This is a genomic window from Microvirga zambiensis WSM3693, assembly GCF_016735695.1.
GTDB classification, from domain to species: Bacteria; Pseudomonadota; Alphaproteobacteria; order Rhizobiales; family Beijerinckiaceae; genus Microvirga; species Microvirga zambiensis.
The window spans coordinates 1-19170 of sequence record NZ_JAERQD010000057.1; the positions used below are offsets into that span (position 1 = coordinate 1).

The 19170-nt window shown below is 63.4% G+C and carries 20 protein-coding genes; 8 read left to right on the plus strand and 12 right to left on the minus strand.

The genetic code is table 11. The annotated features are described in order from the left end of the window. The coding region (locus JKL46_RS27740; protein ID WP_201839349.1) for an IS630 family transposase at positions 1–621 on the plus strand (621 nt) is incomplete at its 5' end. 39 nt (positions 622–660) lie between these two features. On the opposite strand, the gene JKL46_RS27745 is transcribed toward JKL46_RS27740, so the two are convergent. From JKL46_RS27745 to JKL46_RS27765, 5 genes are all read right to left on the minus strand, one after another. Next, on the minus strand, positions 661–834 hold the full coding sequence (locus tag JKL46_RS27745; protein WP_201839352.1) for a hypothetical protein: 174 nt from the start codon (positions 832–834) through the stop codon (positions 661–663). Between the two features lie 306 nt (positions 835–1140). After that, entirely contained in the window at positions 1141–2403 is a 1263-nt protein-coding gene (locus tag JKL46_RS27750) for an App1 family protein phosphatidate phosphatase (protein ID WP_201839355.1), read from the minus strand. A 48-nt stretch (positions 2404–2451) separates the two neighbouring features. Beyond that, complete coding sequence (locus JKL46_RS27755) at positions 2452–2640, minus strand: hypothetical protein (RefSeq protein WP_201839358.1); 189 nt, start codon at positions 2638–2640, stop codon at positions 2452–2454. Between the two features lie 405 nt (positions 2641–3045). Then, the gene (locus JKL46_RS37000) at positions 3046–3387 is read right to left on the minus strand and encodes a GcrA family cell cycle regulator (RefSeq protein WP_425493321.1); all 342 of its coding nucleotides are present in this window, start codon (positions 3385–3387) and stop codon (positions 3046–3048) included. 546 nt (positions 3388–3933) lie between these two features. Continuing rightward, positions 3934–4512, minus strand: a complete 579-nt coding sequence (locus JKL46_RS27765; RefSeq protein ID WP_201839440.1) for an SbtR family transcriptional regulator — start codon at positions 4510–4512, stop codon at positions 3934–3936. 257 nt (positions 4513–4769) lie between these two features. Between JKL46_RS27765 and JKL46_RS27770 the strand changes: the two genes are divergently transcribed. Genes JKL46_RS27770 through JKL46_RS27785 form a run of 4 tightly spaced genes read left to right on the plus strand, consistent with a single transcriptional unit; the run spans position 4770 to position 9611 of the window. Continuing rightward, a complete protein-coding gene (locus JKL46_RS27770) occupies positions 4770–5246 on the plus strand; it encodes a (2Fe-2S)-binding protein (RefSeq protein ID WP_201839365.1) in 477 nt (158 codons plus the stop codon). Further along, the gene (locus JKL46_RS27775) at positions 5243–6226 is read left to right on the plus strand and encodes an FAD binding domain-containing protein (protein ID WP_201839368.1); all 984 of its coding nucleotides are present in this window, start codon (positions 5243–5245) and stop codon (positions 6224–6226) included. Before JKL46_RS27770 ends, JKL46_RS27775 begins: the two co-directional genes overlap by 4 nt. Continuing rightward, positions 6223–8523, plus strand: a complete 2301-nt coding sequence (locus JKL46_RS27780; protein ID WP_201839371.1) for a xanthine dehydrogenase family protein molybdopterin-binding subunit — start codon at positions 6223–6225, stop codon at positions 8521–8523. The genes JKL46_RS27775 and JKL46_RS27780 overlap by 4 nt, the downstream gene beginning before the upstream one ends. 38 nt (positions 8524–8561) lie before the next feature. Then, positions 8562–9611, plus strand: coding sequence for an XdhC family protein (locus tag JKL46_RS27785; RefSeq protein WP_201839375.1), 1050 nt, complete (start codon positions 8562–8564; stop codon positions 9609–9611). A gap of 185 nt (positions 9612–9796) precedes the next feature. On the opposite strand, the gene JKL46_RS27790 is transcribed toward JKL46_RS27785, so the two are convergent. From JKL46_RS27790 to JKL46_RS27805, 4 genes are all read right to left on the minus strand, one after another. Continuing rightward, positions 9797–10099, minus strand: coding sequence for a LysR substrate-binding domain-containing protein (locus JKL46_RS27790; protein ID WP_246529575.1), 303 nt, complete (start codon positions 10097–10099; stop codon positions 9797–9799). 406 nt (positions 10100–10505) lie between these two features. Next, positions 10506–10829 (minus strand): hypothetical protein, encoded by a 324-nt coding sequence (locus tag JKL46_RS27795; protein ID WP_201839378.1) that lies wholly within the window; start codon positions 10827–10829, stop codon positions 10506–10508. A gap of 155 nt (positions 10830–10984) precedes the next feature. Continuing rightward, positions 10985–11695: a DnaJ domain-containing protein gene (locus JKL46_RS27800; RefSeq protein WP_201839454.1), complete on the minus strand. Its 711-nt coding sequence runs from the start codon at positions 11693–11695 to the stop codon at positions 10985–10987. Next, the gene (locus JKL46_RS27805; protein ID WP_201839380.1) at positions 11695–12423 is read right to left on the minus strand and encodes a vWA domain-containing protein; all 729 of its coding nucleotides are present in this window, start codon (positions 12421–12423) and stop codon (positions 11695–11697) included. Before JKL46_RS27805 ends, JKL46_RS27800 begins: the two co-directional genes overlap by 1 nt. 343 nt (positions 12424–12766) lie before the next feature. Between JKL46_RS27805 and JKL46_RS27810 the strand changes: the two genes are divergently transcribed. Beyond that, positions 12767–13015, plus strand: a complete 249-nt coding sequence (locus JKL46_RS27810; RefSeq protein ID WP_201839383.1) for a hypothetical protein — start codon at positions 12767–12769, stop codon at positions 13013–13015. A 122-nt stretch (positions 13016–13137) separates the two neighbouring features. Here the strand turns inward: JKL46_RS27810 and JKL46_RS27815 are convergent, their stop codons facing one another. Next, positions 13138–14250, minus strand: a complete 1113-nt coding sequence (locus JKL46_RS27815) for an endonuclease/exonuclease/phosphatase family protein (RefSeq protein ID WP_201839385.1) — start codon at positions 14248–14250, stop codon at positions 13138–13140. 388 nt (positions 14251–14638) lie between these two features. On the opposite strand from JKL46_RS27815, the gene JKL46_RS27820 reads away from it, so the two are divergent. Further along, positions 14639–16258 (plus strand): FAD-dependent oxidoreductase, encoded by a 1620-nt coding sequence (locus JKL46_RS27820; RefSeq protein WP_201839387.1) that lies wholly within the window; start codon positions 14639–14641, stop codon positions 16256–16258. 69 nt (positions 16259–16327) lie between these two features. Here the strand turns inward: JKL46_RS27820 and JKL46_RS27825 are convergent, their stop codons facing one another. Next, a complete protein-coding gene (locus JKL46_RS27825) occupies positions 16328–16600 on the minus strand; it encodes a hypothetical protein (RefSeq protein ID WP_201839389.1) in 273 nt (90 codons plus the stop codon). Between the two features lie 369 nt (positions 16601–16969). Between JKL46_RS27825 and JKL46_RS27830 the strand changes: the two genes are divergently transcribed. Further along, positions 16970–18031: a sensor histidine kinase gene (locus JKL46_RS27830; protein WP_246529576.1), complete on the plus strand. Its 1062-nt coding sequence runs from the start codon at positions 16970–16972 to the stop codon at positions 18029–18031. Positions 18032–18090: 59 nt separating this feature from the next. On the opposite strand, the gene JKL46_RS27835 is transcribed toward JKL46_RS27830, so the two are convergent. Further along, positions 18091–18822 (minus strand): Crp/Fnr family transcriptional regulator, encoded by a 732-nt coding sequence (locus JKL46_RS27835; RefSeq protein ID WP_201839401.1) that lies wholly within the window; start codon positions 18820–18822, stop codon positions 18091–18093. Positions 18823–19170: the final 348 nt, after the last annotated feature.

Below are 19170 nucleotides of genomic sequence, written 5' to 3' on the forward strand. Positions count from 1 at the left end.
GTTTTAAAAAAAACGCTGCGGGCCAGCGAACAAGGACGCTCCGACGTGCGCCAGGCCCGCGAGCATTGGCGCACGAAACGTCAGCCGCGCATGCGTCAAGAGCCTCATCGGCTCGTGTTTCTCGATGAGACCGGCACCTCGACCAAGATGACGCGCCTGCGCGGCCGCTGCCTCAAAGGGCAGCGTCTGTATGCCAAGGCGCCATTCGGCCACTGGCTGACCCAGACCTTTGTCGCCGGGCTGCGCTACTCTGGGCTGACGGCGCCCTGGGTGATCGATGGGCCGATGACCCGTGAGATCTTCGAGACCTATGTTGAGACCCAGCTTGCGCCGACTCTATCCAGGGGCGACGTGGTGATCCTCGACAACCTGCCGGCGCACAAGAGCGAAAAGGCGGCGGAGTGCCTGAAGCAACGCGGCGCCTGGTTCCTGTTCCTGCCTGCTTATTCGCCCGATTTGAATCCGATTGAGCAACTCTTCGCCAAGATCAAGGCGCTCCTGCGCAAAGCCGAAGCCCGCACCTTTGACGCGCTCTGGCGGGCCATCGGGGACGTCTGCGATGGGATCGAGGCTGAGGAATGCCGCAACTACTTCACTGCTGCAGGTTATGGATTCGTTTGAACAGCCGATGCTCTAGGGTCGGCCACACGTTCCTTCCCGCTACAGCAGCTTCATCAGCCGCCCCGCTGCCATGACGAGTTGCGCGTCAAGCGCCTCCTCAGCGGCATCGAACCTGGCCACCCACCGCTTATAGGTCGCCCATCGCATGCCCTTTGGCTTGGGCAGCAGGTCCCATTCATCCGGATCAGCATCTCCGAGGAGCGCGGCTTTCACCTTTGCCTTATTGCGCCATGCTCGTCCGATAGGGTCAAGGAACTGAGAGGAACAGGCAGCTCGGCGGCCCCAAGCATGACGACTGGCAAAAGAAGTTGCTCCGAGCGGACGATAGAGAACCGGAGATCAAGCCTCGCAGCCAGCGCAGTGCAAAGAGCGAAACAACACCGCATCGGTGGGTCGGGAGACCAACAAACACGATAGCAGATCTGTTGGTTTTGTCGGGAGTTTGTTTGTCTGTCGTGCTAGGGCCATTTCTAAAGCAGAAGCTTATTTGGGTCATGTCCACTCCAGTCGCATCAGCGCTCATGGACGTGCTGCTGGAGTTTTTGGCTCGACGATCACGCTTGGCGGCACGGCCTCCGATCCGGTCTCGACCACATGCTGCAGGCCACCACGCGACACGGCGTCCGCAGTTTCAGCCGGTGTGGCGCGCTGGATGTTGTAGGTCGCCGGCGGTTGCGCCGTGTCGGCGGAGGCCACCTTCTCATCCCTAACCTCAGCGAGCGTCGTTGGAGCAACCAGGCCATGCTTGACCGCGTGCACGGCCATGGCCTGACTGTCGGCCGCCAGGACCAGACTGCTGCCCGCGCCCGCTACCACCTTGGCGAGATCCTCAATTTCCCTGATCCTCTTGGGATCCCGGGAGACATTGCGGATGTACACCGCCAACACCCGGCCGGGATGCTCGTCAACGATCTGGCGGTAGATCTCCGGATCATGCTGACCGCTGTCGCCAATGAGAATGAAGGGCAATTCATTGTAGAGCGCCAGCATGTTGTGGATCAGCTCGCGCTTGTGGTCCTCGGCCTTGCGGGGCAGGGGGCTGGTCCAGGAGACGCCCCATTCGCGCAGGAACAGGATCGGGCCGATGGGAATACCGTTCCGATTAAAGAACTCCTCCAGCACCTCGTAGATCCCCCAAGGCGCGCGCGAGACATAGAGCATGGGGTTTTGCTGATGGCCTGAGGTGCCAACGTGCAGGGCCCGGTACAAGGCGCCGACCCCAGGAAATGCAACCCGGCTCTCGGCATCTTCGACGAACAGACGCCAGAGCATCCTGAGCTTGTTGGCGACCCCGGTGTGCATGATGGTGTCGTCGATGTCGCTGATGACCACATACCGGCAGGTCGCTGGCGGGATGAAGATCTGCGCCTGCGCCTTAACCGCCTGAGGCTGCTCCAGGGCGAGTTCCATCGTGTGCCACAAGTGATCGTGAGAGGGCGGCAGGGCAGGGGAGAGATGGACTCGGAAATAGCCGTCACGGTCGGTGGTGAAAGGCTTTTCCGCCCCATAGAACCGGGCTGTGCCGGCAGCATGGGGAACGGCGCGGCGGGCTATGCGCCGGCCGATATCGCGCAGGTCAGCGAGTAGGTTGTCGCGTCTGGCCTCTGAGCAAGATCTCGACTGCCGAAAGACCCGACCGATCAGGAACACCCCATCGGAGGAGCCATACCCGCGGTAGGGTTGGAGGACCACACCGCTCTCGCCTTGGGCCTCACGTACAGGTCGAGCGATCAGGCCCGAGATCCGGGGGAGGGCTCCCGACCAGCGCAACACCCTGCTCATGACGCTCATGCTAACCGCGGTGTCAGTCATGCGAGCCGTGGCGGTACTTCACCGCCGATACCTGAAGTACCAGACGAGTGCGGCAATGATCGCCAGGCCAATGATGATCCACAGCCAAGGGATGCCGCCATCCGTGGCCGTGGGTGTGCCAGGCGTAGCAGGCGGCGTCTGGGCGAAGGTCTCGGTGACCGCACCGAGGGAGATGATCGTGAACGCGTGGAGCCTGTTGAGCATCATGGTCCCCATCTGCCCGCAAGGGCTTGCGGATCAACGTTGTCCGCATGCTCGCGTTCCTTTGATCTCACCGGCCGTGAAGCCTCGTCCCAGGAGCACTCCGCCATGCTGTCCCATCGGTCGTTCCACGGCACACAAGCAACGTTTAGGCAAAATACCGATCCACGGCCGGAGTGGCCGACGGCAGGCACGAGAGAGCATGAACCGGCTGGCCGCTAATTGCTAAGGTTAACCAAGCATTAACGATAACCAGCGAAATCTCGACGTCGACATGTGATGCAGCGAAGGTGCGTACCTGTGCTAAGCCAAAGAAAGAGATCAGGAAGTCCCAAACTCAATCGGGCCGCCCGGAGCCTTATTGCGGCGGTGATGCAGAAGGTCTACTTCCCGCCTGACACGACTCCCATTTCAGATGAGCAACTCAATCTGCTTCTCGAGTTGCGTCGGAAGGAGCGAGACCGTAGCCAAGGGCCGTCCTGAACCCGCCGACCGGTGATTTACCTTCCGCCGCGGCGATGAGGAAATTGCGTCAACTGGGGCATTCTGCTTACCGATCGTAGCGCTTAGCGCTCTGACATAAACCAGCTGCTGGTGCCATGGGCACCAGCTTGAACCTTGCCGGGTCTCGGCGCCACAGAGCAGGGCCTCTGCACCGTCATCTGAGACGAGGAAGCGGCATTGCCGCGCGCGAAGCTTGAGCAAGGTTGTCCTGTCCCGAGGAGACGGGACAGGGATCTGGATCCCCGGCATGGCGCTTGCCCACTCAGCGACAGTGGCTGAGGCCTAAGAGTGAAGGCCTGTGAAAGTTCCAATAGCGGCCCCCAGAAGGAGCAGGCTGACAAACAAGCGCATGGGACTTCCTCGAGGGCAATGAGCGCAGCGACCATTCTCCGCGCTCGGGAAGGCCATGCACGTGCCAGAGGAATCCGGCAGTAGAAGGAGAGTTCCTTACCGACCCTGTGCGCTCCTCGCTTCCAATCTTTCTCGGCCATAAGCCCGGAGCGAGCCTCCGCATGCCGCCGGTCCAAAGGCAAAGGTGGTCGGGAACGTCTCGTCGTCTGCGGAGCGGCAATGCCAGACGAATTTCACTCCGTATTGCGCCGCTTGGTCACGATCGTACGCCGCCGCATGGCTTGACCCGGCAATCATCGTTGATCCCGATCGGCTCCGCCATTGCTTCGGGAGTGCGGCGACCATCGGTGTTCCACACGTTTTCAGGACCGGCATAGCGCGACAAAGACACGGTGGGGCAGTGGGGAACCGGCCATGAATAGCAAGCTTGAAGATACACCCTCCTTATTTTGATGCGCGTGAAGCTCCATACCGGAGGCCATCCATAATGAGGCTGACGAGTCGCCTGGAGCGATCCTGCCAATCCGGTCCGTCCGATGCCGAGTAGATGCTCGACAGAGCATGCAGGACGTCAGCACTGTTCACATCCGGCCGGATTGTGCCAGCCTGGACGGCCTTGTCCATCAGTGACTTGAACGCCAAAGGGACAACCCCGGAAGTCTGCGCAAAAAGTGGTGAATTCGATTCGAGGAGAAGGCGCAGGCTGTCGCGCATCCCGCGCTTGGTTGCCATGTACCCGACGAAACGTTGCATCCATTCCGCCAGGGCCTCGTTCGGCTCCCTGGTGCGGGCCAACTCGTCCGCTGCCGCAACCAGCCCTTCCACCTCGTGGCGATAGACGGCTTCGATCAGCACCTCGCGTGTCGGGAAATGGCGATAGAGAGTTCCTGCTCCGACACCTGCCTCGCGGGCGATGGCCTCCAACGAGGCATCGACGCCAGTGGACGCAAAGGCTTTGGCCGCAACTTCGATCAATCGGTCCCGGTTGCGGCGTGCATCCGCCCGCAGTGGCTTATCGGCTATGGGAGTCTGGTTGTGAGATGTCCTGTCCGACTGCACCAGCTCCCCCGCTCCAACTCTCTACAATTTTCCGGAACCGGTCTTGATCCGGAACCTGTGGCCACTATCTCGACCTAAACGGAGGCACCTCCGCTTATCGCGGACCCCAAGGATCTTATTGCACTCAAATGCCAGCCTGTCACCGGCAGGCAACCCGACACGACACAACCTATCCCTCAACGCACAGAACGGGGACGCGCCTCCCCGAAGGGAGCTAACTCATGGCAAGCGTGAGGCCAGTCAAACTGGATATCAATGGGAAGGAAAAGACCCTGTCCCTGGAGCCCCGCGTGACATTGCTCGATGCTCTGCGGGAGCACCTTCACATGACCGGAACCAAGAAGGGCTGCGATCAAGGACAGTGCGGCGCGTGCACGGTGCATGTGGACGGGCAGCGGGTGCTCGCCTGCTTGACGCTCGCGGTTCAGAGCGAGGGCAGTGCGATCACAACGATCGAGGGGCTGGCAGGTCCTGATGGCACGCCGCACCCTGTCCAGCAGGCCTTCATAGAAGAGGACGCCTTTCAGTGTGGCTACTGCACGCCGGGGCAGATCATGTCGGCGGTCGCGTGCATTCGCGAGGGGCGTGCCGGCTCCGACGACGAGATCCGCGAGTTCATGGCGGGCAATCTCTGCCGCTGCGGGGCCTACCCCAATATCGTATCGGCCGTGCGCAAGGCGGCGGAGGCAACGGCATGATGAACTTCGATTATTCCCGCGCCACCAGCCTCGAGGAGGCCGCCACGCTCGCCCGGCACCCCGGCGCGATGCTGCTGGCCGGTGGAACGACACTTCTCGACCTCGCCAAATGCGAGGTCGCACGCCCGGAAAGAGTCATTGATCTGACACGGCTTCCCGGCCTGAACACGATTACCGTTGGCGAGAGCGGAGCGACGATCGGAGCACTCGCCACCATGAGCCGTGTGGCTGATGATCACGGCATTCAGCGGCGCTATCCCGCCATCGCGGAGTCGCTGCTACTGGCCGCATCGGCGCAACTCCGCAACATGGCGACGATTGGCGGTAATCTTCTCCAGCGCACCCGCTGCCCCTACTTCCGCGATCCTGCCGGCTATCCGGCCTGCAACAAGCGTGATCCGGGCACCGGCTGCTCAGCCATCGGCGGGATCACTCGCGATCATGCGGTTCTCGGCACCAGCGACCATTGCATTGCGGTCTACCCGGGCGATCTTGCCGTTGCGCTGTCAGCCCTGGGAGCGACCATCCAGACCAATCTCCGCGCCATCGAGATCGAGGCGTTCTTTCTGATGCCCGGCGCGACGCCCGAGCGCGAGACCGTTCTGGAGCGCGGCGAAATCATCACGGCCATAGCGGTCCCGGCAACGCCGCTTGCCGCCAATTCCACCTATCTGAAAGTCCGCGACCGCCAATCCTATGAGTTCGCGGCAGCGAGCGCCGCTGTTGGGCTCGAACTCGACTCCGATGGCGTGACAATCCGAGACATCCGCGTCGCGCTCGGGGGCATCGCCACGAAACCATGGCGTGCCATCGCTGTCGAAGATGCGCTGCGTGGCCGCCGCTTGGATGAGGGCACAGTCCGCGAGGCGAGCCGCACTGCGGTCGATGGCGCGAAATCCCATGGTGGCAACGCCTACAAGATCGAACTTGCGCCCTGTGTCGTCGCCCGGGCGATCCTCAAGGCTGGAGGCATCCAATGACCCTCATCGAACCCCGGGTGAAACATGGTGATGCCTCTGATGGAACTACACCCAGCGGCCCGCTTGGCCGTGAAATCGTCCGTACCGACGGGCCACTGAAGGTTCAAGGCGCTGCGACCTACGCCCTGGAGCATCAGCTGGAGGGCCTTCTTCATTGCGTGATCGTCCAGTCCACGGTGGGGGCCGGGCGGATTGTGGCGGTCGACCGGAGTGCCGCAGAGGCAAGTCCCGGCGTGCGCCTCGTGCTCGATGCCGGCTACAGCCTGATGCTCCGGTCGCAACCGGATTTCTTTGGCAACAAGCCGGAAGGCGACGATTACACCCCGTTCGCCACGGATATCCACCACAACGGCGAGATTGTCGCGGCCGTGGTCGCGGACACCTTGGAACAGGCACAGGCGGCGGCACAACGCGTGCGGGTCGAAGTCGAGTTCGGGCCAGTCATCGCAACACACGATGACCCGCGGGCCGGTCACGGAAATCCGGTTCCTCTGGACAAGGATTGGGGCGACCCGGACGGTGCGCTCGCGGAAGCGCCCGTGGTGCTCAAGGCGACCTATGAGACGCCTCGAGAATATAATGTCCCAATCGAGCCGCACGGTCTGATCGCCCACTGGGAGGCCGATGATCGCCTCACCATCTATGAACCGAGCCAGTGGGTCGACGGCATGGCCAACCACTATGCGACGTGGTTCGGTCTGCCGTTCGAGAATGTGCGCGTTGTCTCGCCGTTCGTCGGCGGCGGATTTGGCTCCAAGGGCCAGGCGCTGCCGCACTCCGCGGTGGCCGCCATCGCGGCGCGGATGCTGCGCCGACCGGTAAAGCTCGCCGTATCACGGCCGCAGACCTTTACCGCCTATGGCGGCCGGCCGGCTACGAGACAGAGGCTGAAGCTCGGCGCCACAGAGGAGGGTCAGCTTCTCGCAATCGATCATGACGGATCGAACGAAACCGCCGCGAATGCAGCGTTCATTGAAACGCTCGGTATCGTCACGTCGATGATGTATGCCGTTCCGAACTTCCGCTCGCGCCAGCGGATCGTGCCGGTGAACACCGTGACACCGGGTGCCTTTCGCGCACCAGGCAAGAACCCGAGCGCCTTCGCGCTCGAATGCGCGATGGATGAGCTGGCCGTCGAACTCGGCCTCGATCCGGTCGAGTTGCGTCTGCGCAATGAGCCGGACGTCGATCCCGAAACCGGTAAGCCGTGGTCCTCGCGGCGCCTCCGGGAGGCCTACGCCGCGGGAGCGGACGCATTCGGCTGGACACAGCGCAATCCTGTGCCGCGGTCGATGCGCGAGGGCCGCCAGTTGATTGGCTGGGGCATGGCCTGCGGGACGCATCCGGTCTATTCGAGTCCCGGTGAGGCGATGGTGCGAATTCTCGCCGATGGCTCGGTCGAGGTGCTATCGAGTGCCATCGACATGGGAACGGGTACGTACACGATCCTCGCGCAGACGGCCGCCGATGCGCTTGGCGTGCCTGTTGAACAGGTGACGACAAAGCTCGGCGACTCGCGCCTGCCCCGTGCACCGGTTGCCGGAGGATCTCAGCTTGCCAATCTGATGACCGCCGCCGTTCACACGACCGCACTTGCGGCGCGCGAGGAGCTGATTGCACTCGGCCTCACAGACCCCAACTCTCCACTGCGTGATCGGGCCAACACCCTGATCATCGCGGACGGGAGAATTGCGCCGCCGAGCGGCGAGGGGATCAGCATTGCTGAATTGATGGCGGCGATCGGGCGAGACGTCCTTGAGGTAACTCGCGACACCCTGCCGAGGAAAGAGCGGTCGAGCGCCGAACGGCTGAAGTTCTTCACCACCTTGGGCGGAATGGAGAGAGGGACAAGCATCCCGAAATCCCGTCACTCGTTCTGCACCCATTTCGTCGAGGTCAGGGTGGACGAGGATTTCGGCACAATCCGTGTGTCGCGGGTCGTCTCCGCGCTCGATGCCGGGCGGCTTTACAATCCGAAGCTCGCCGATAGCCAGTTCAAGGGCGGTATCGTGATGGGGATTGGCATGGCGCTGCTGGAGGAAGGCATCACTGACCCGCGCAATGGACGCATCCTGAGCGCAAACCTTGCGGATTATCGGATCCCGACGAACGCCGACATCCCGCACATCGAGACCATCTCGGTGGGAATTCCCGACTACGATGCAACACTGCTGGGTGGAAAGGCAGTGGGTGAGCTCGCGATTGTCGGTGTTGCGCCGGCGATTGCGAATGCCGTGTTCCACGCGACCGGCAAGCGCATCCGGCGTCTTCCAATCACCTTGGAAAGCCTGATGTGAGGTGATCTTTCGTCAGGCTCAATCGAGCGGATCGGACAATGGTTGAATGCGCACCTGCCGTTTGGGGAACCGGCCTGCCGGATGTTGCACCGGCGGAGCCCGCGTTTGCGGGCGCCGCAACTCCACCCGAAATCCTGCGGTTCGTGGCGGAGGCGAGTCGACGCGGTCAGCGCGCCGCCTTGGTTACGATCACGGGTCTTACAGGCTCCTCATCTCGACCCGTCGGGACGCTCATGGGTGTGACGGAGGACGGTCGCTTCGCTGGCTCGTTCTCGGGCGGCTGCATTGAGGCAGCCGTTGTCGCCGAGGCTGTGGAGGCAATCCGGGACGGACGGCCACGGCAGGTCCGCTACGGTGCTGGCTCCCCCTATATCGATATCAGACTGCCATGCGGCGGAGGTGTGGATCTGCTGTTTCAGCCCACACACGATCCGGACGTCATCCGACAGGCCGTCTCACGCTTGGAGGCAAGGCAGCCGCTCACCTTGGCTCAAGGCGCATCGGGCGGTCTGCACATCCTGGCAGAGAGCGCCCAGCCCCTGACCGGCTGGCGCGGGGAGACATTCATCTCGTGGTACGCGCCATCCCTCAGGCTTGTTGTCGTCGGTCATGGCGCAGAGAGTCTGGCGCTGGTTCAACTCGGATTGACATCCGGATTCCAGATGACGCTACTAACGCCGGCTGAGCGGCTGGTGTCGTCCGGCAAGCGACTTGGCGCTCACACCGTGCTTCTAACGACCTCAGGTCCGTCACTAGCACTCATGGCAGACCCCTGGAGCGCTGTCGTTTTCCTGTTCCACGATCATGCGTGGGAGCCTTTGCTTCTCGAGCAGGTGATCACCCAGCCCTGGTTCTTCATCGGCGCGATGGGCAGCCAGCGCACCCAGGAGAACAGGTTGAACCAGCTACGCGAGCGCGGGATCCCAGCGGAGATTCTGGCCCGCATCATAGCGCCCCTCGGCCTGATCCCGTCCGCCCGTGATCCCATGACGCTGGCGCTTTCGGCACTTGCGCAGGTCGTTGATTGCTACCGCCGGATTGCGGCAACTCCCAGTGGCGATCTCGTATTCCATGACCGCCGACCGTGAGTGAGCTATCGCCTCTGCGGTGAATCGCGTTGGTCGGCGAATGCTCGACGGGTGGCTTAGCCGCGAAAGCGAAGCGCTTCCAGCACGACGGCAAAGGCGGGCGCATGTTGCCGGCTGCTTGGGCAATAGCGGTGATATCCGGGATAAGGTTCGCAGCAGTCGTCCAGCACCCGTACAAGCTTCCCTTACCTGATATGCTCTTCGACTAGGTCGTCGGGCAGGTAAGCCAGTCCCACTCCATCCAATGCCGCTCTCCGTGCAATTTCCAGGCTGTTGATCGCAAGCCGGCCTTCGACGCGCACGTTGATCTCGCGGCCACGCCTCTCGAACTCCCACGCGAAATACCCGCCTCGCGTGACCCGCTGCATGTTGATGCAGCGATGCCCGGTGAGGTCTTCCGGGCGCTTTGGCACCGGATGCGTCTTGAAGTAGCCTGGCGTTCTGACGATCGCCTGCCGCATCTCCGGGCCGATGCGCACCGCGATCATGCCGTAATCGGGGCGATTTGGGGGGCAGGGGTTCCTGGGAACGGGCACCCGTGCTCAATCCATGCAATGACCTTGCCGTGCGGTATGGGGCACCAAATAGGTCTGTACAGCCTCCCCCGAGTTGGCCCAAAATTCCAGGTAGCGTCGCAGGCGGCATGCCGGGGATGGTTCCTACGCGGGAACTGCCTACGTTTTGGCGTTTGTATCGACAGGACAGCAGTATGAGCAGCACCTCGATCCTGGCCTTTGTGGTAGCCCAATCGTCGTGGCGGCTCTGGGATTGGGCGCCGTGCTTATCAATTCGTGGCACATGAAGCGCTCAAAGAGGCAGGAGTGACGTGACCGCGCTTCAGGATCTGGCCGCCAAATCGCCGGCTGACAATATTTTGGCCTTTGAAGTGCGACCCTAGGAGCCTCGATTGGGATCGTTACCTCGCGCGTGCCCCGATCCCGTTTGGCGCCGCGGCCGACGCCGGCCTGGACCGGCGCGGCGCGGCTGGATGGCCTTCTCCATGCTGAACGGTTTGAACGGCGGGCGCGGCGGCAGGTGTTTGAGCCGAGCGATCTCGTCCTTCAGGGCTTGGTTGTCGACGTGCAGGTTGCTGTTGTCGAGACGCAGCTGCTCGACCTCTTGCTCCATTTGATCGATCTTACCGGCCAGATCCGAGACCAGCCGGCGCAGGGCCGTCGAGGACAGAGGCTTGCTGGACCTACCGGGCGGCGATGTCATGCCGGGATTGAATCATGAATGCCCGTCTGGAGGAATCCCTGCCCCCGAAATGCCTGCCCCGGTTACTGGCGCAGGAAGTCAGCGGCCTGACGCCGGAACAAGGATTGCGCCTTAACACACAGCACGAAGGACGCAGCAAGAACGGCCCTCCACGACTACCTGTGGCCCCGTTTCAACAGAACGTCCTTGGCCTGGTTGGCGCGAGCCGCGAGATAGGTCGAACCACCTTGGTCCGGGTGGAGCTTCTTCATCAGGGTCCGATGGGCCTGCTGGATCTCAACGGAGCTGGCCCCCGGGTGGAGATCCAAGATCTGGTAGGCTTCCTCAAGGGTCATCGCGGCCGACGGAGACGGTACGTCTGCCTGCGGCTGATCTTCAGTCTTGGCGTGTTCTCGCCAATGAGGAAACCGGCGGTCAAGATAGGCCTCGAGAAGGCGGACACCCTCTGGATCACTGGCATGACACTCTGCCAGCAGATCCCGCAGGCGAGCCTCATCCAGTGATCCGAGCCGCTGTCCTTCGGAGGCGCCGGTGAGCACGGAGCCGTCCATTCCGCCCGTGTCGTGATCCAGTGTCATTTCAATAAGCTGCGAACGAACGCGTGATGTGCGGCCGGAAGCCCGCTGGGACCGCCCATCCAGACTGGAAAAGGCGAGGCGGTTCCATCCGAGAAGCCAGGCTCCAAAGCCTCCGATCAGCAGGGCCATGTCGATCCGCCCCCGCACCGCAAGCAGGCCGGCGAGGCCCAACGCCACAACCCCGCCGGTGACTTTGAAAAACCGCGCCAGAGTAGCAGGGTTCGCATGTGCAAAGTTGATCAGGAACCACCACAGAACCGCAACGGCTGCAATGCCATACAGCAGCATCACGGCTTGCGCTCAGTGATGGCAGTGAGCAGGCCCTGGGCTTGCGCGCTGCCTGCCGTCAACCGAGCAAGGCCCGCGACGCCACTGGTCGCATAGGCGGCTGCGGCGCGCAGGAGTTCGGACAGGGCCTGAGGGGCTCCGGCATCGAACCGGGCATAGGCTCCGCCGCTCAGGCAGGCGATCTCCTGAAAGGCTAGAGCTGCATCAGGGTCGTGCCCCTCATGGAACATAAAGGCCTTGACTCCTAGGAGACCGAGTTCTCCCGCAACGGCACAGAGATCATCAATCGGCTCCTCCATGGCATCGCCAACGTAGACAAGCACCTTTACCGGGGTATGACTCGCCTCTGTCCGAACGTGGTGGAGGACCCGCGCGATCTGGGTTTGACCACCCCGACAGCTGATCTTGGTCATGAGGTCGGTGAGAGCCCGCGGATCCGCGACCCAGCGGGACGTGCGGCACTCGCCGAAACCTCGGAAGTAGACCAGTTGCACCGAGAGGCCGCCTGCCTCACTGGCTGCAGCAAACATCTCGCCCTGGACGCGACAGGCGAGATCCCAGGTCGGCTGCCGACTCATGGTGGCGTCGAGAGCGAACACGAGCCGCGCCCGCGGCGCGTTGCCGGCCAGAGACCCAAGACGCTTGGCCTCTGTCAGGAAGGAATCGATCAGCGAAGCCGGACTGGCACCAGCGGCGAGTGGTCGTGTGAGATCCTTCTTATCAGCCATTGCGTCTCCCTCGTTAGGAATGTGGGACTTGAGGGAATGCCTGTAAATCCGGGGAGTATCGGTTTCAGGTAGCATGCCCTGCTTGCAGGGCCGCCACGATAGACAGGATGAGCCGGAAGCCTGATCGCAGCGCCGACGGTGCGACTGCGATCGAGGAGTGCATGCAATGATTGAGGCATGCCATCTGCCAACTCACGCATGCTGCCGCACGAGCTTACCGGCCGCACCGCCACAGAGCCCGCGGGGTATCAGCTGATATAGTCGACCACTCAGGTGACGCCTCCTTGCCGCCTTACTGCCATGGTTCAGGGCTCTTGGACAAACCTCAACCAGAGGAGACGGCTTGTTCGAGGATCATGGAAGCACGCGGATAGACTTGGCCTGTCCTCGCTGCCAGCAATTGTTCAAGGTCCGGCTGCGGAAGCTGCAGTTCGGTGCTGATCTGACCTGCCGCCTTTGTCGGCATGAGTTCTCGGCCCAAGAGGTGTCAGATCGTATGGAGGTTCAGGAGGCGCTGGCTCGCATGCACCAGATCGTGCAGCAACGCGCGGTCTACAGCTCCCCGAAACGCGACCGCCAGGAGCGACCATGATGGCGCGGTGCAGGGGCACCACAGCGCCCGCTCAAGGCAGTCCGCCCCACATCAGACTGAGAGGCCAGGCGACACCGCAGATGCCGTCGACGCCCGCCTCACGGCTTCCCGTCATCCAACCGTCAGGGTCTTGTGACGAGGTCGATCAGGACGGGCCAGTGGTCGGAGATGCCGCTGCCTGCCTCAAAGTCATAGCGGCGCGGCGACACGAAGCCCTGGCCGTTCGTTTCCACCTGCTGGGCCGAGACAACGGCCGTCCGGAAGCTCCCCAGATTGGCGAACCAGCCCACCGGGCTGGGTCTCTCCGTCAGCAGGCTGTCGGAGACGAGGAAGAAGTCCAGGAACGACCAGGTGAACCAGGACCGGTTGCCGGGCCGTGCATTGCGGAATTTGTTGGACCCGGGCTCGGCGCAGCCGGTCCTGACCTCCGGCGGGACGGTCCAGCGACCCTCGGCCAAGAGCCGCCCAAACAGGTCGCCCTGCGGCTCGTTGCAGGGAAAGTTGAAGTCCCCGCCCGCCACGACGATGGCGTCTGCAGGCAGGGCCGCGCTGAGCGCATTCAGCGTCCGCATCGCGCGCTCGCGGCAGTCGATCGGATTGCCCCCGGACGGGAAATGGACGGCATAGAGGTGAAGCGTGCGGCCATCCGGCAGGGTGAGCGGAGCCGCCACGATGTCCCGCGTGGCCCGGCATAGTTCGGTGTCATTGCCAAAGTCCACCTTGTGGGCCGTGGGCGGAGAGGCCGAGGGCAGGCGCGAGAGGATGCCGACATCGATGCCGCGGTCGAGATCGGTGACGGTCGTGTCGAGTTCGATTGCCGTGGTGTAGCCGAGACCGGCGAGGAACTCCGTGTTCAGACGTGTGAGAATGGCCGGATTCTCGAGTTCGGGCAGGATGATGACGTCGGGCTGCGGACGAACCGCCCGGATCACGTCAGCAATGGCCTGGAGCTTGCGGGCGAGCTTGTCGTCCGTCCAATCGATCGCGATGCACTCGCGGGCGAAGGTCGGGATCGGATTGACCTGCCGGCAGTGGGCTTCGTGCCCTGGGCGGGCGTCCTTCACAGCCTTGGGCAGGAAGGTATCGTCAAACGGATTGGTGGGATCATCGGCGGTGTCGAAGAGGTTCTCGACGTTCCAGGACATCAGGGTGATGGTCCGGAATTCCTGGGCGGATGTTGGGGTCGCGACGGCGCTGGCGATTACACCCAGCAGGATTCGAGCCAGCCATCTCATCCCATGATCCTCCGTGTTCGGGACAGCATGGCACAGGAATGTGACACATCAGCGGAGCCGAGCAGGAGAAGCATGGTCCGAGTTCTCCAACGCGCCTGAGCGAAGCGGTCCCGGTCGGATAGAATGTCCAAGTCACCCTCTGCGATGAACCCCACCTCGCCGCAAGGACAGGGGAACTCGCTATCAGGCCGGCCATTGCGGTGCGTCATTCTCCCGTCATGCGGAGCCGCTAGATCCGCGCCGTGGCCGCTTGGCCGAGGGACGAGGACAGGCACGGATGCACTGCCGTCCTTGTCCCTCACCCAATCCAGCCGTCCAAGCCGCAGGGTGGCGGATCGCCCCGGTGCCAGTATCCTGACCTCAGGTTCTGACCGACGGGAGAGCGCTTGTGGCCGACAGCTATGATGTGGTGATCATCGGAGCGGGGCATAACGGCCTCGTCTGCGCCTGCTATCTCGCCGCCGCCGGCCTAAGGGTGAAGCTGGTCGAGCAGCGCTCGGTCGTCGGAGGGGCAGCGGTGACCGAGGAGTTTCGTCCGGGCTTCCGCAACTCGGTCGCGTCCTACACCGTCAGCCTGCTCAACCCGAAGATCATCCGCGACCTCGATCTGCCCCGCCATGGCCTGCGGATTGTCGAGCGGCGCCTGGCGAATTTCTTCCCGCTCCCGGACGGACAGTATCTCAAGACAGGCGAGGGTGTGACGCGCGCCGAGATCGCCCGCTTCAGTTCGCACGACGCCGAATGCTACGAGGCTTACGCGGCCGAGATCGAGGCAATCGCGGATGTGCTGCGCGACCTGACCCTGCAGCAGCCGCCCAATCTCATCGATGGAGGGTGGCGTGCCGCCCTGTCGGAAGGCTGGAGGGCGCTCAGCACCGGCAACCGCCTGCGCCGGCTGTCCATGACCCAGCGGCGGGCGCTGCTTGACCTCTTCACCAAATCGGCGGGCGTTTATCTTGATGGCTGGTTTGAGGCCGACTGCGTCAAGGCCGCCTTCGGTTTCGACGCCATCGTCGGCACTTTCGCCAGCCCGTACACGCCCAACACGGCCTATGTCCTGCTGCACCATGTCTTCGGCGAGGTGAACGGCAAGAAGGGCGCCTGGGGCCATGCCATCGGCGGCATGGGGGCGATCACCCAGGCCATGGCGAGTGCCGCGCGCGAGCGTGGGGTCGAGATCGAAGTCGATGCACCGGTCCGGGAGGTGATCGTCGAGAAGGGCAGGGCGGTGGGCATCGTGCTCAAGGATGGCCGCTCCGTTCGCGCTCGGGTCGTGGCCAGCAACGTTCATCCGAAGCTCTTGTTCGATCGGCTCGTGCCGGAAGGGGCGTTGCCACCGGACTTCCTCGCCCGCATGCGGCGCTGGAGGTCAGGCTCCGGCACCTTCCGCATGAACGTCGCTTTGTCCGAGCTGCCGAGCTTCACCGCGCTGCCCGGCCGCGAACCGGCCGATCACCACACTGCCGGCATCATCATCGCTCCGTCGCTCGCCTACATGGACCGCGCCTATGACGATGCCAAGCGCGGGGGTTGGAGCCGCGAGCCCATTGTCGAGATGCTGATCCCGTCTACTCTCGACGACACTCTGGCGCCGCAGGATCGGCACGTGGCGAGCCTGTTCTGCCAGCACGTGCAGCCGGCTCTTTCCGGCGGCCGCTCCTGGGACGATCACCGCGAGGAAGTGGCCGACCTGATGATTGCGACGGTGGATCGCTATGCTCCTGGCTTCCAGCAGAGCGTGCTGGGACGGCAGATCCTGAGCCCGCTCGATCTCGAGCGCACGTTCGGGCTCGTCAGTGGCGACATCTTCCACGGCGCTCTTTCGCTCGATCAGCTCTTCAGTGCCCGGCCGATGCTCGGCCATGCCGATTACCGGGCGCCACTGCCCGGCCTGTACATGTGCGGCTCGGGCACGCATCCGGGCGGTGGCGTCACCGGCGCACCGGGCCACAATGCGGCGCAGGCCATCCTTGCCGATATCGGTCGGCGCCGATCCAGACGAGCCTGATGCGAGAGTGTCCGGAGTTCGTTTCGACCGCCCGCTATCGTCACGTGAGGCCGCCAAACCTGTGGGGGCCTACTTCTGGGCGTCGAAGAATTCAGCCACCGTGTCTACTTCCGGGTTGTCGCCCAAGCAGACGAAATCCAGGGAATCTTCCGGAACCTCCTCCAGGCTTTTGATCACCCGCGGCTTCTTCTCCCGATCAAAGTAGGGCAGCAGGCTTTCCTCATCTGCATCGCCATGACCCTGGTCCTTTAGAGCAAGGAGAAGGCTGTCGACATCCTCCGCCATGGCGAAGATCACCAAGGGCTCCCCATCGACAGTGACATTGAGGCGATACAGTTTCATGGCTTGCAACCCTCGAGGTGCTGATTGCCCCGGTTGATCCTTGGGTGGCCTAACGCGCAATCCAGATCCACCAACCGGCCAGTCAGTCGCGTCCAGTGAGACAGGGGCTTGCCCCGTGGGCCGCCCACAAAAGCTGAGTCATTCTATTCAGGGGTTGGATCTCCAACCTCCGTCCGGGACACCTTGCCGGTCAATCTGACCATCTATGACAAGCGAATGAAGCAGCATCGGCCTCAAAGCTCGGCGTCAGAGAATTGGCGCACGACTGATCCACTTGGCGTTGACCGCGTTCCTCCAATGGAAAATCATCTATCGCTCCCACCCTGCGATGGTCCTCATCGGGGGCCGGGACCTCCTTGGATCAGGCCGATGAGTGACGAACTCCATAGCGGACATGCCTATCAGCCCGAAATGACGGACCTGCGCGCCCTGTTCCAGCAGGCGCCCGGTCATATGGCCGTGCTGCGCGGGCGGGACCATGTCTACGCCCTGGTCAACGACGCCTACCGGCGCATCGTCGGCGAGCGCGATTTGATCGGCAAGCCGGTGCGCGAGGCCCTGCCCGAGCTCGCGGGGCAGGGCTTCTTCGAGCTGCTCGACCAGGTCTATGCCACCGGCAAGCCCTTCGTCGGCCACCGGATGCCGGCGAAGGTCCAGCGGCAGGTGGACGGGCCCGCCGAGGAGATCTTCGTTGACTTCGTCTACCAGCCGATCATCGGGGCCGACGGGCACGTCTCCGGGATCTTCGTCGAAGGCAGCGATGTCACCGCCCGGGTTCGGGCGGCCGAGTACCAGCAACTGCTGCTCAACGAGCTCAACCATCGGGTCAAGAACACGCTCGCCACGGTGCAGTCGATCGTCTCGCAGACGCTGCGCAACGCACCCACACCCCCGGAAGCCCGCGCCATGATCGAGCAGCGGATGATCGCGCTGTCCCGCGCGCACGACGTGCTCACCCGCGAGAAATGGGAGGGGGCGGACCTGCGCGCGATCGTCGACCAGGCGCTGGCGCCGTTCCGCGAGCCGGGGCATGAGCGTTTTCATGTGCGCGGGCCAGGGTTGCGGCTGTCGCCGCGCACGGCACTCGACCTGGCGATGGCCCTGCATGAGCTGGGCACCAATGCCCTCAAGTACGGCGCCTTGTCGGCTCCCGCTGGCGCGGTGGATCTCACCTGGCTCTTGGACAGCCACATCACGCCGCCGCATCTCAAGCTGCGCTGGAAGGAACGGGATGGCCCGCCGGTCGCGCCGCCCGTCCGCCGCGGCTTTGGCACAAGGCTGATCGAGCGCAGCCTGGCCCAGGATCTCGGCGGTGCGGCCAGGATCGAGTTCGACCCGGCCGGCGTCATCTGCACCGTCGACACGCCGCTCACTGACCCAGGGGAGATTGCGCCTCCACGTCAGCGCGAAGCCGCGGCATCACCTGCCTGACAGAACACATGGATGGACAGTGCCGCCCGGTCGCTCGGATTGCAGGCTCGAGCCGCTCATCACGTCCGCTCAGGAGGACGGCGCAGGATCTGCTCGAAGCGCTGGCGCATGACCGCGTAGCAGCCGCAGACCGCCTGTTCGAGGCCGGGGCGATCCGTAACCGTGATGACGCCGCGCCCCTGTTGAATCAGGCCCGCATTCTGCAAGGAGCCGGTGACCAGGCTGACAGTGGAGCGCTGCACGCCGAGCATCCGGGACAGGTGGTCATGCGTCAGGGGCAGAGTCTCACGGCCGACGCGGTCGTGCAGGGTGAGCAGCCAGCGGCAGCAGCGCGCCTCGACACTGTGCACGGTGTTGCAAGCCATGGACTGCAACGCTTGCGCTATCAGCGCCTCGATGAACCGGAGGCAGATTTCCCGGACCGCCGGTCGGTCCCTCAGCACGCGCCGCAGAGTCTCGGTGTCGACACGGGAGGCAGTGCCGCTGATCTGGACCACGTAGCGTCCGAGCGACCGGCAGGTCGCCAAGGCGCTGGTCAGACCGAGCAGGGCCTCGCGCCCGAACACTGCCACCTCGACGGTCTTGCCGTCGGTCAGTACAGTGATGAGTGAGATCACCGCGTCGTGCGGGAAATAGGCGTAGGGCATGTCATCGCCGGTTTCGTAAAGGATCATGCTCTTCGACAGCTTGACCGTCTCAAGATGCGGCTCAAGCGCAATGAACTCGTCAGGCGGGAGCATTGCCAGAAGCTGGTTGAAGTGATGCTCTGAGCGCCTCGAAGACTTGGCCATGGCCAATGCCTTTGGTTCTCAAGGGAAGAGCCCGACCAGGGATGACAAATGGATCAGCAAAGGCGGATTGGCATCCGACTTCGCGGCAGAATATCAGCGGTGCCGTTTTGGGACCATCGCCTCGGGAAGACGCTTGGCAGCGCTGGGAGCAACAACGCCCTAGCCGTTAGCCGTATGACTGGTGCGACAGGCTCTGATCACACTGCAGTTCGAATGGATGAGCATGCGCATTGCTCACGCTGCTGCCGCCGCCATGCGTCGCCTGACTTCTCCCACCTTCTTGCAGGTGCCCGCCGAAGTCGAGGCCCGTCGCCCGTCGGGATTGGCCCTCAAGGAGCGATCGTCCTC

What these genes read in the sequence shown, in the direction of transcription:
- JKL46_RS27780 (WP_201839371.1), top strand. Translation starts at nt 6,223, where the DNA reads ATGACCCTCATCGAACCCCGGGTGAAACATGGTGATGCCTCTGATGGA.
- JKL46_RS27785 (WP_201839375.1), top strand. Translation starts at nt 8,562, where the DNA reads ATGGTTGAATGCGCACCTGCCGTTTGGGGAACCGGCCTGCCGGATGTT.
- JKL46_RS27750 (WP_201839355.1), bottom strand. Translation starts at nt 2,403, where the DNA reads ATGAGCAGGGTGTTGCGCTGGTCGGGAGCCCTCCCCCGGATCTCGGGC.
- JKL46_RS27800 (WP_201839454.1), bottom strand. Translation starts at nt 11,695, where the DNA reads ATGCTGCTGTATGGCATTGCAGCCGTTGCGGTTCTGTGGTGGTTCCTG.
- JKL46_RS27795 (WP_201839378.1), bottom strand. Translation starts at nt 10,829, where the DNA reads ATGACATCGCCGCCCGGTAGGTCCAGCAAGCCTCTGTCCTCGACGGCC.
- JKL46_RS27770 (WP_201839365.1), top strand. Translation starts at nt 4,770, where the DNA reads ATGGCAAGCGTGAGGCCAGTCAAACTGGATATCAATGGGAAGGAAAAG.
- JKL46_RS27775 (WP_201839368.1), top strand. Translation starts at nt 5,243, where the DNA reads ATGATGAACTTCGATTATTCCCGCGCCACCAGCCTCGAGGAGGCCGCC.
- JKL46_RS37000 (WP_425493321.1), bottom strand. Translation starts at nt 3,387, where the DNA reads ATGCCGGGGATCCAGATCCCTGTCCCGTCTCCTCGGGACAGGACAACC.
- JKL46_RS27755 (WP_201839358.1), bottom strand. Translation starts at nt 2,640, where the DNA reads ATGATGCTCAACAGGCTCCACGCGTTCACGATCATCTCCCTCGGTGCG.
- JKL46_RS27825 (WP_201839389.1), bottom strand. Translation starts at nt 16,600, where the DNA reads ATGAAACTGTATCGCCTCAATGTCACTGTCGATGGGGAGCCCTTGGTG.
- JKL46_RS27805 (WP_201839380.1), bottom strand. Translation starts at nt 12,423, where the DNA reads ATGGCTGATAAGAAGGATCTCACACGACCACTCGCCGCTGGTGCCAGT.
- JKL46_RS27830 (WP_246529576.1), top strand. Translation starts at nt 16,970, where the DNA reads ATGAGTGACGAACTCCATAGCGGACATGCCTATCAGCCCGAAATGACG.
- JKL46_RS27835 (WP_201839401.1), bottom strand. Translation starts at nt 18,822, where the DNA reads ATGGCCAAGTCTTCGAGGCGCTCAGAGCATCACTTCAACCAGCTTCTG.
- JKL46_RS27815 (WP_201839385.1), bottom strand. Translation starts at nt 14,250, where the DNA reads ATGAGATGGCTGGCTCGAATCCTGCTGGGTGTAATCGCCAGCGCCGTC.
- JKL46_RS27790 (WP_246529575.1), bottom strand. Translation starts at nt 10,099, where the DNA reads ATGATCGCGGTGCGCATCGGCCCGGAGATGCGGCAGGCGATCGTCAGA.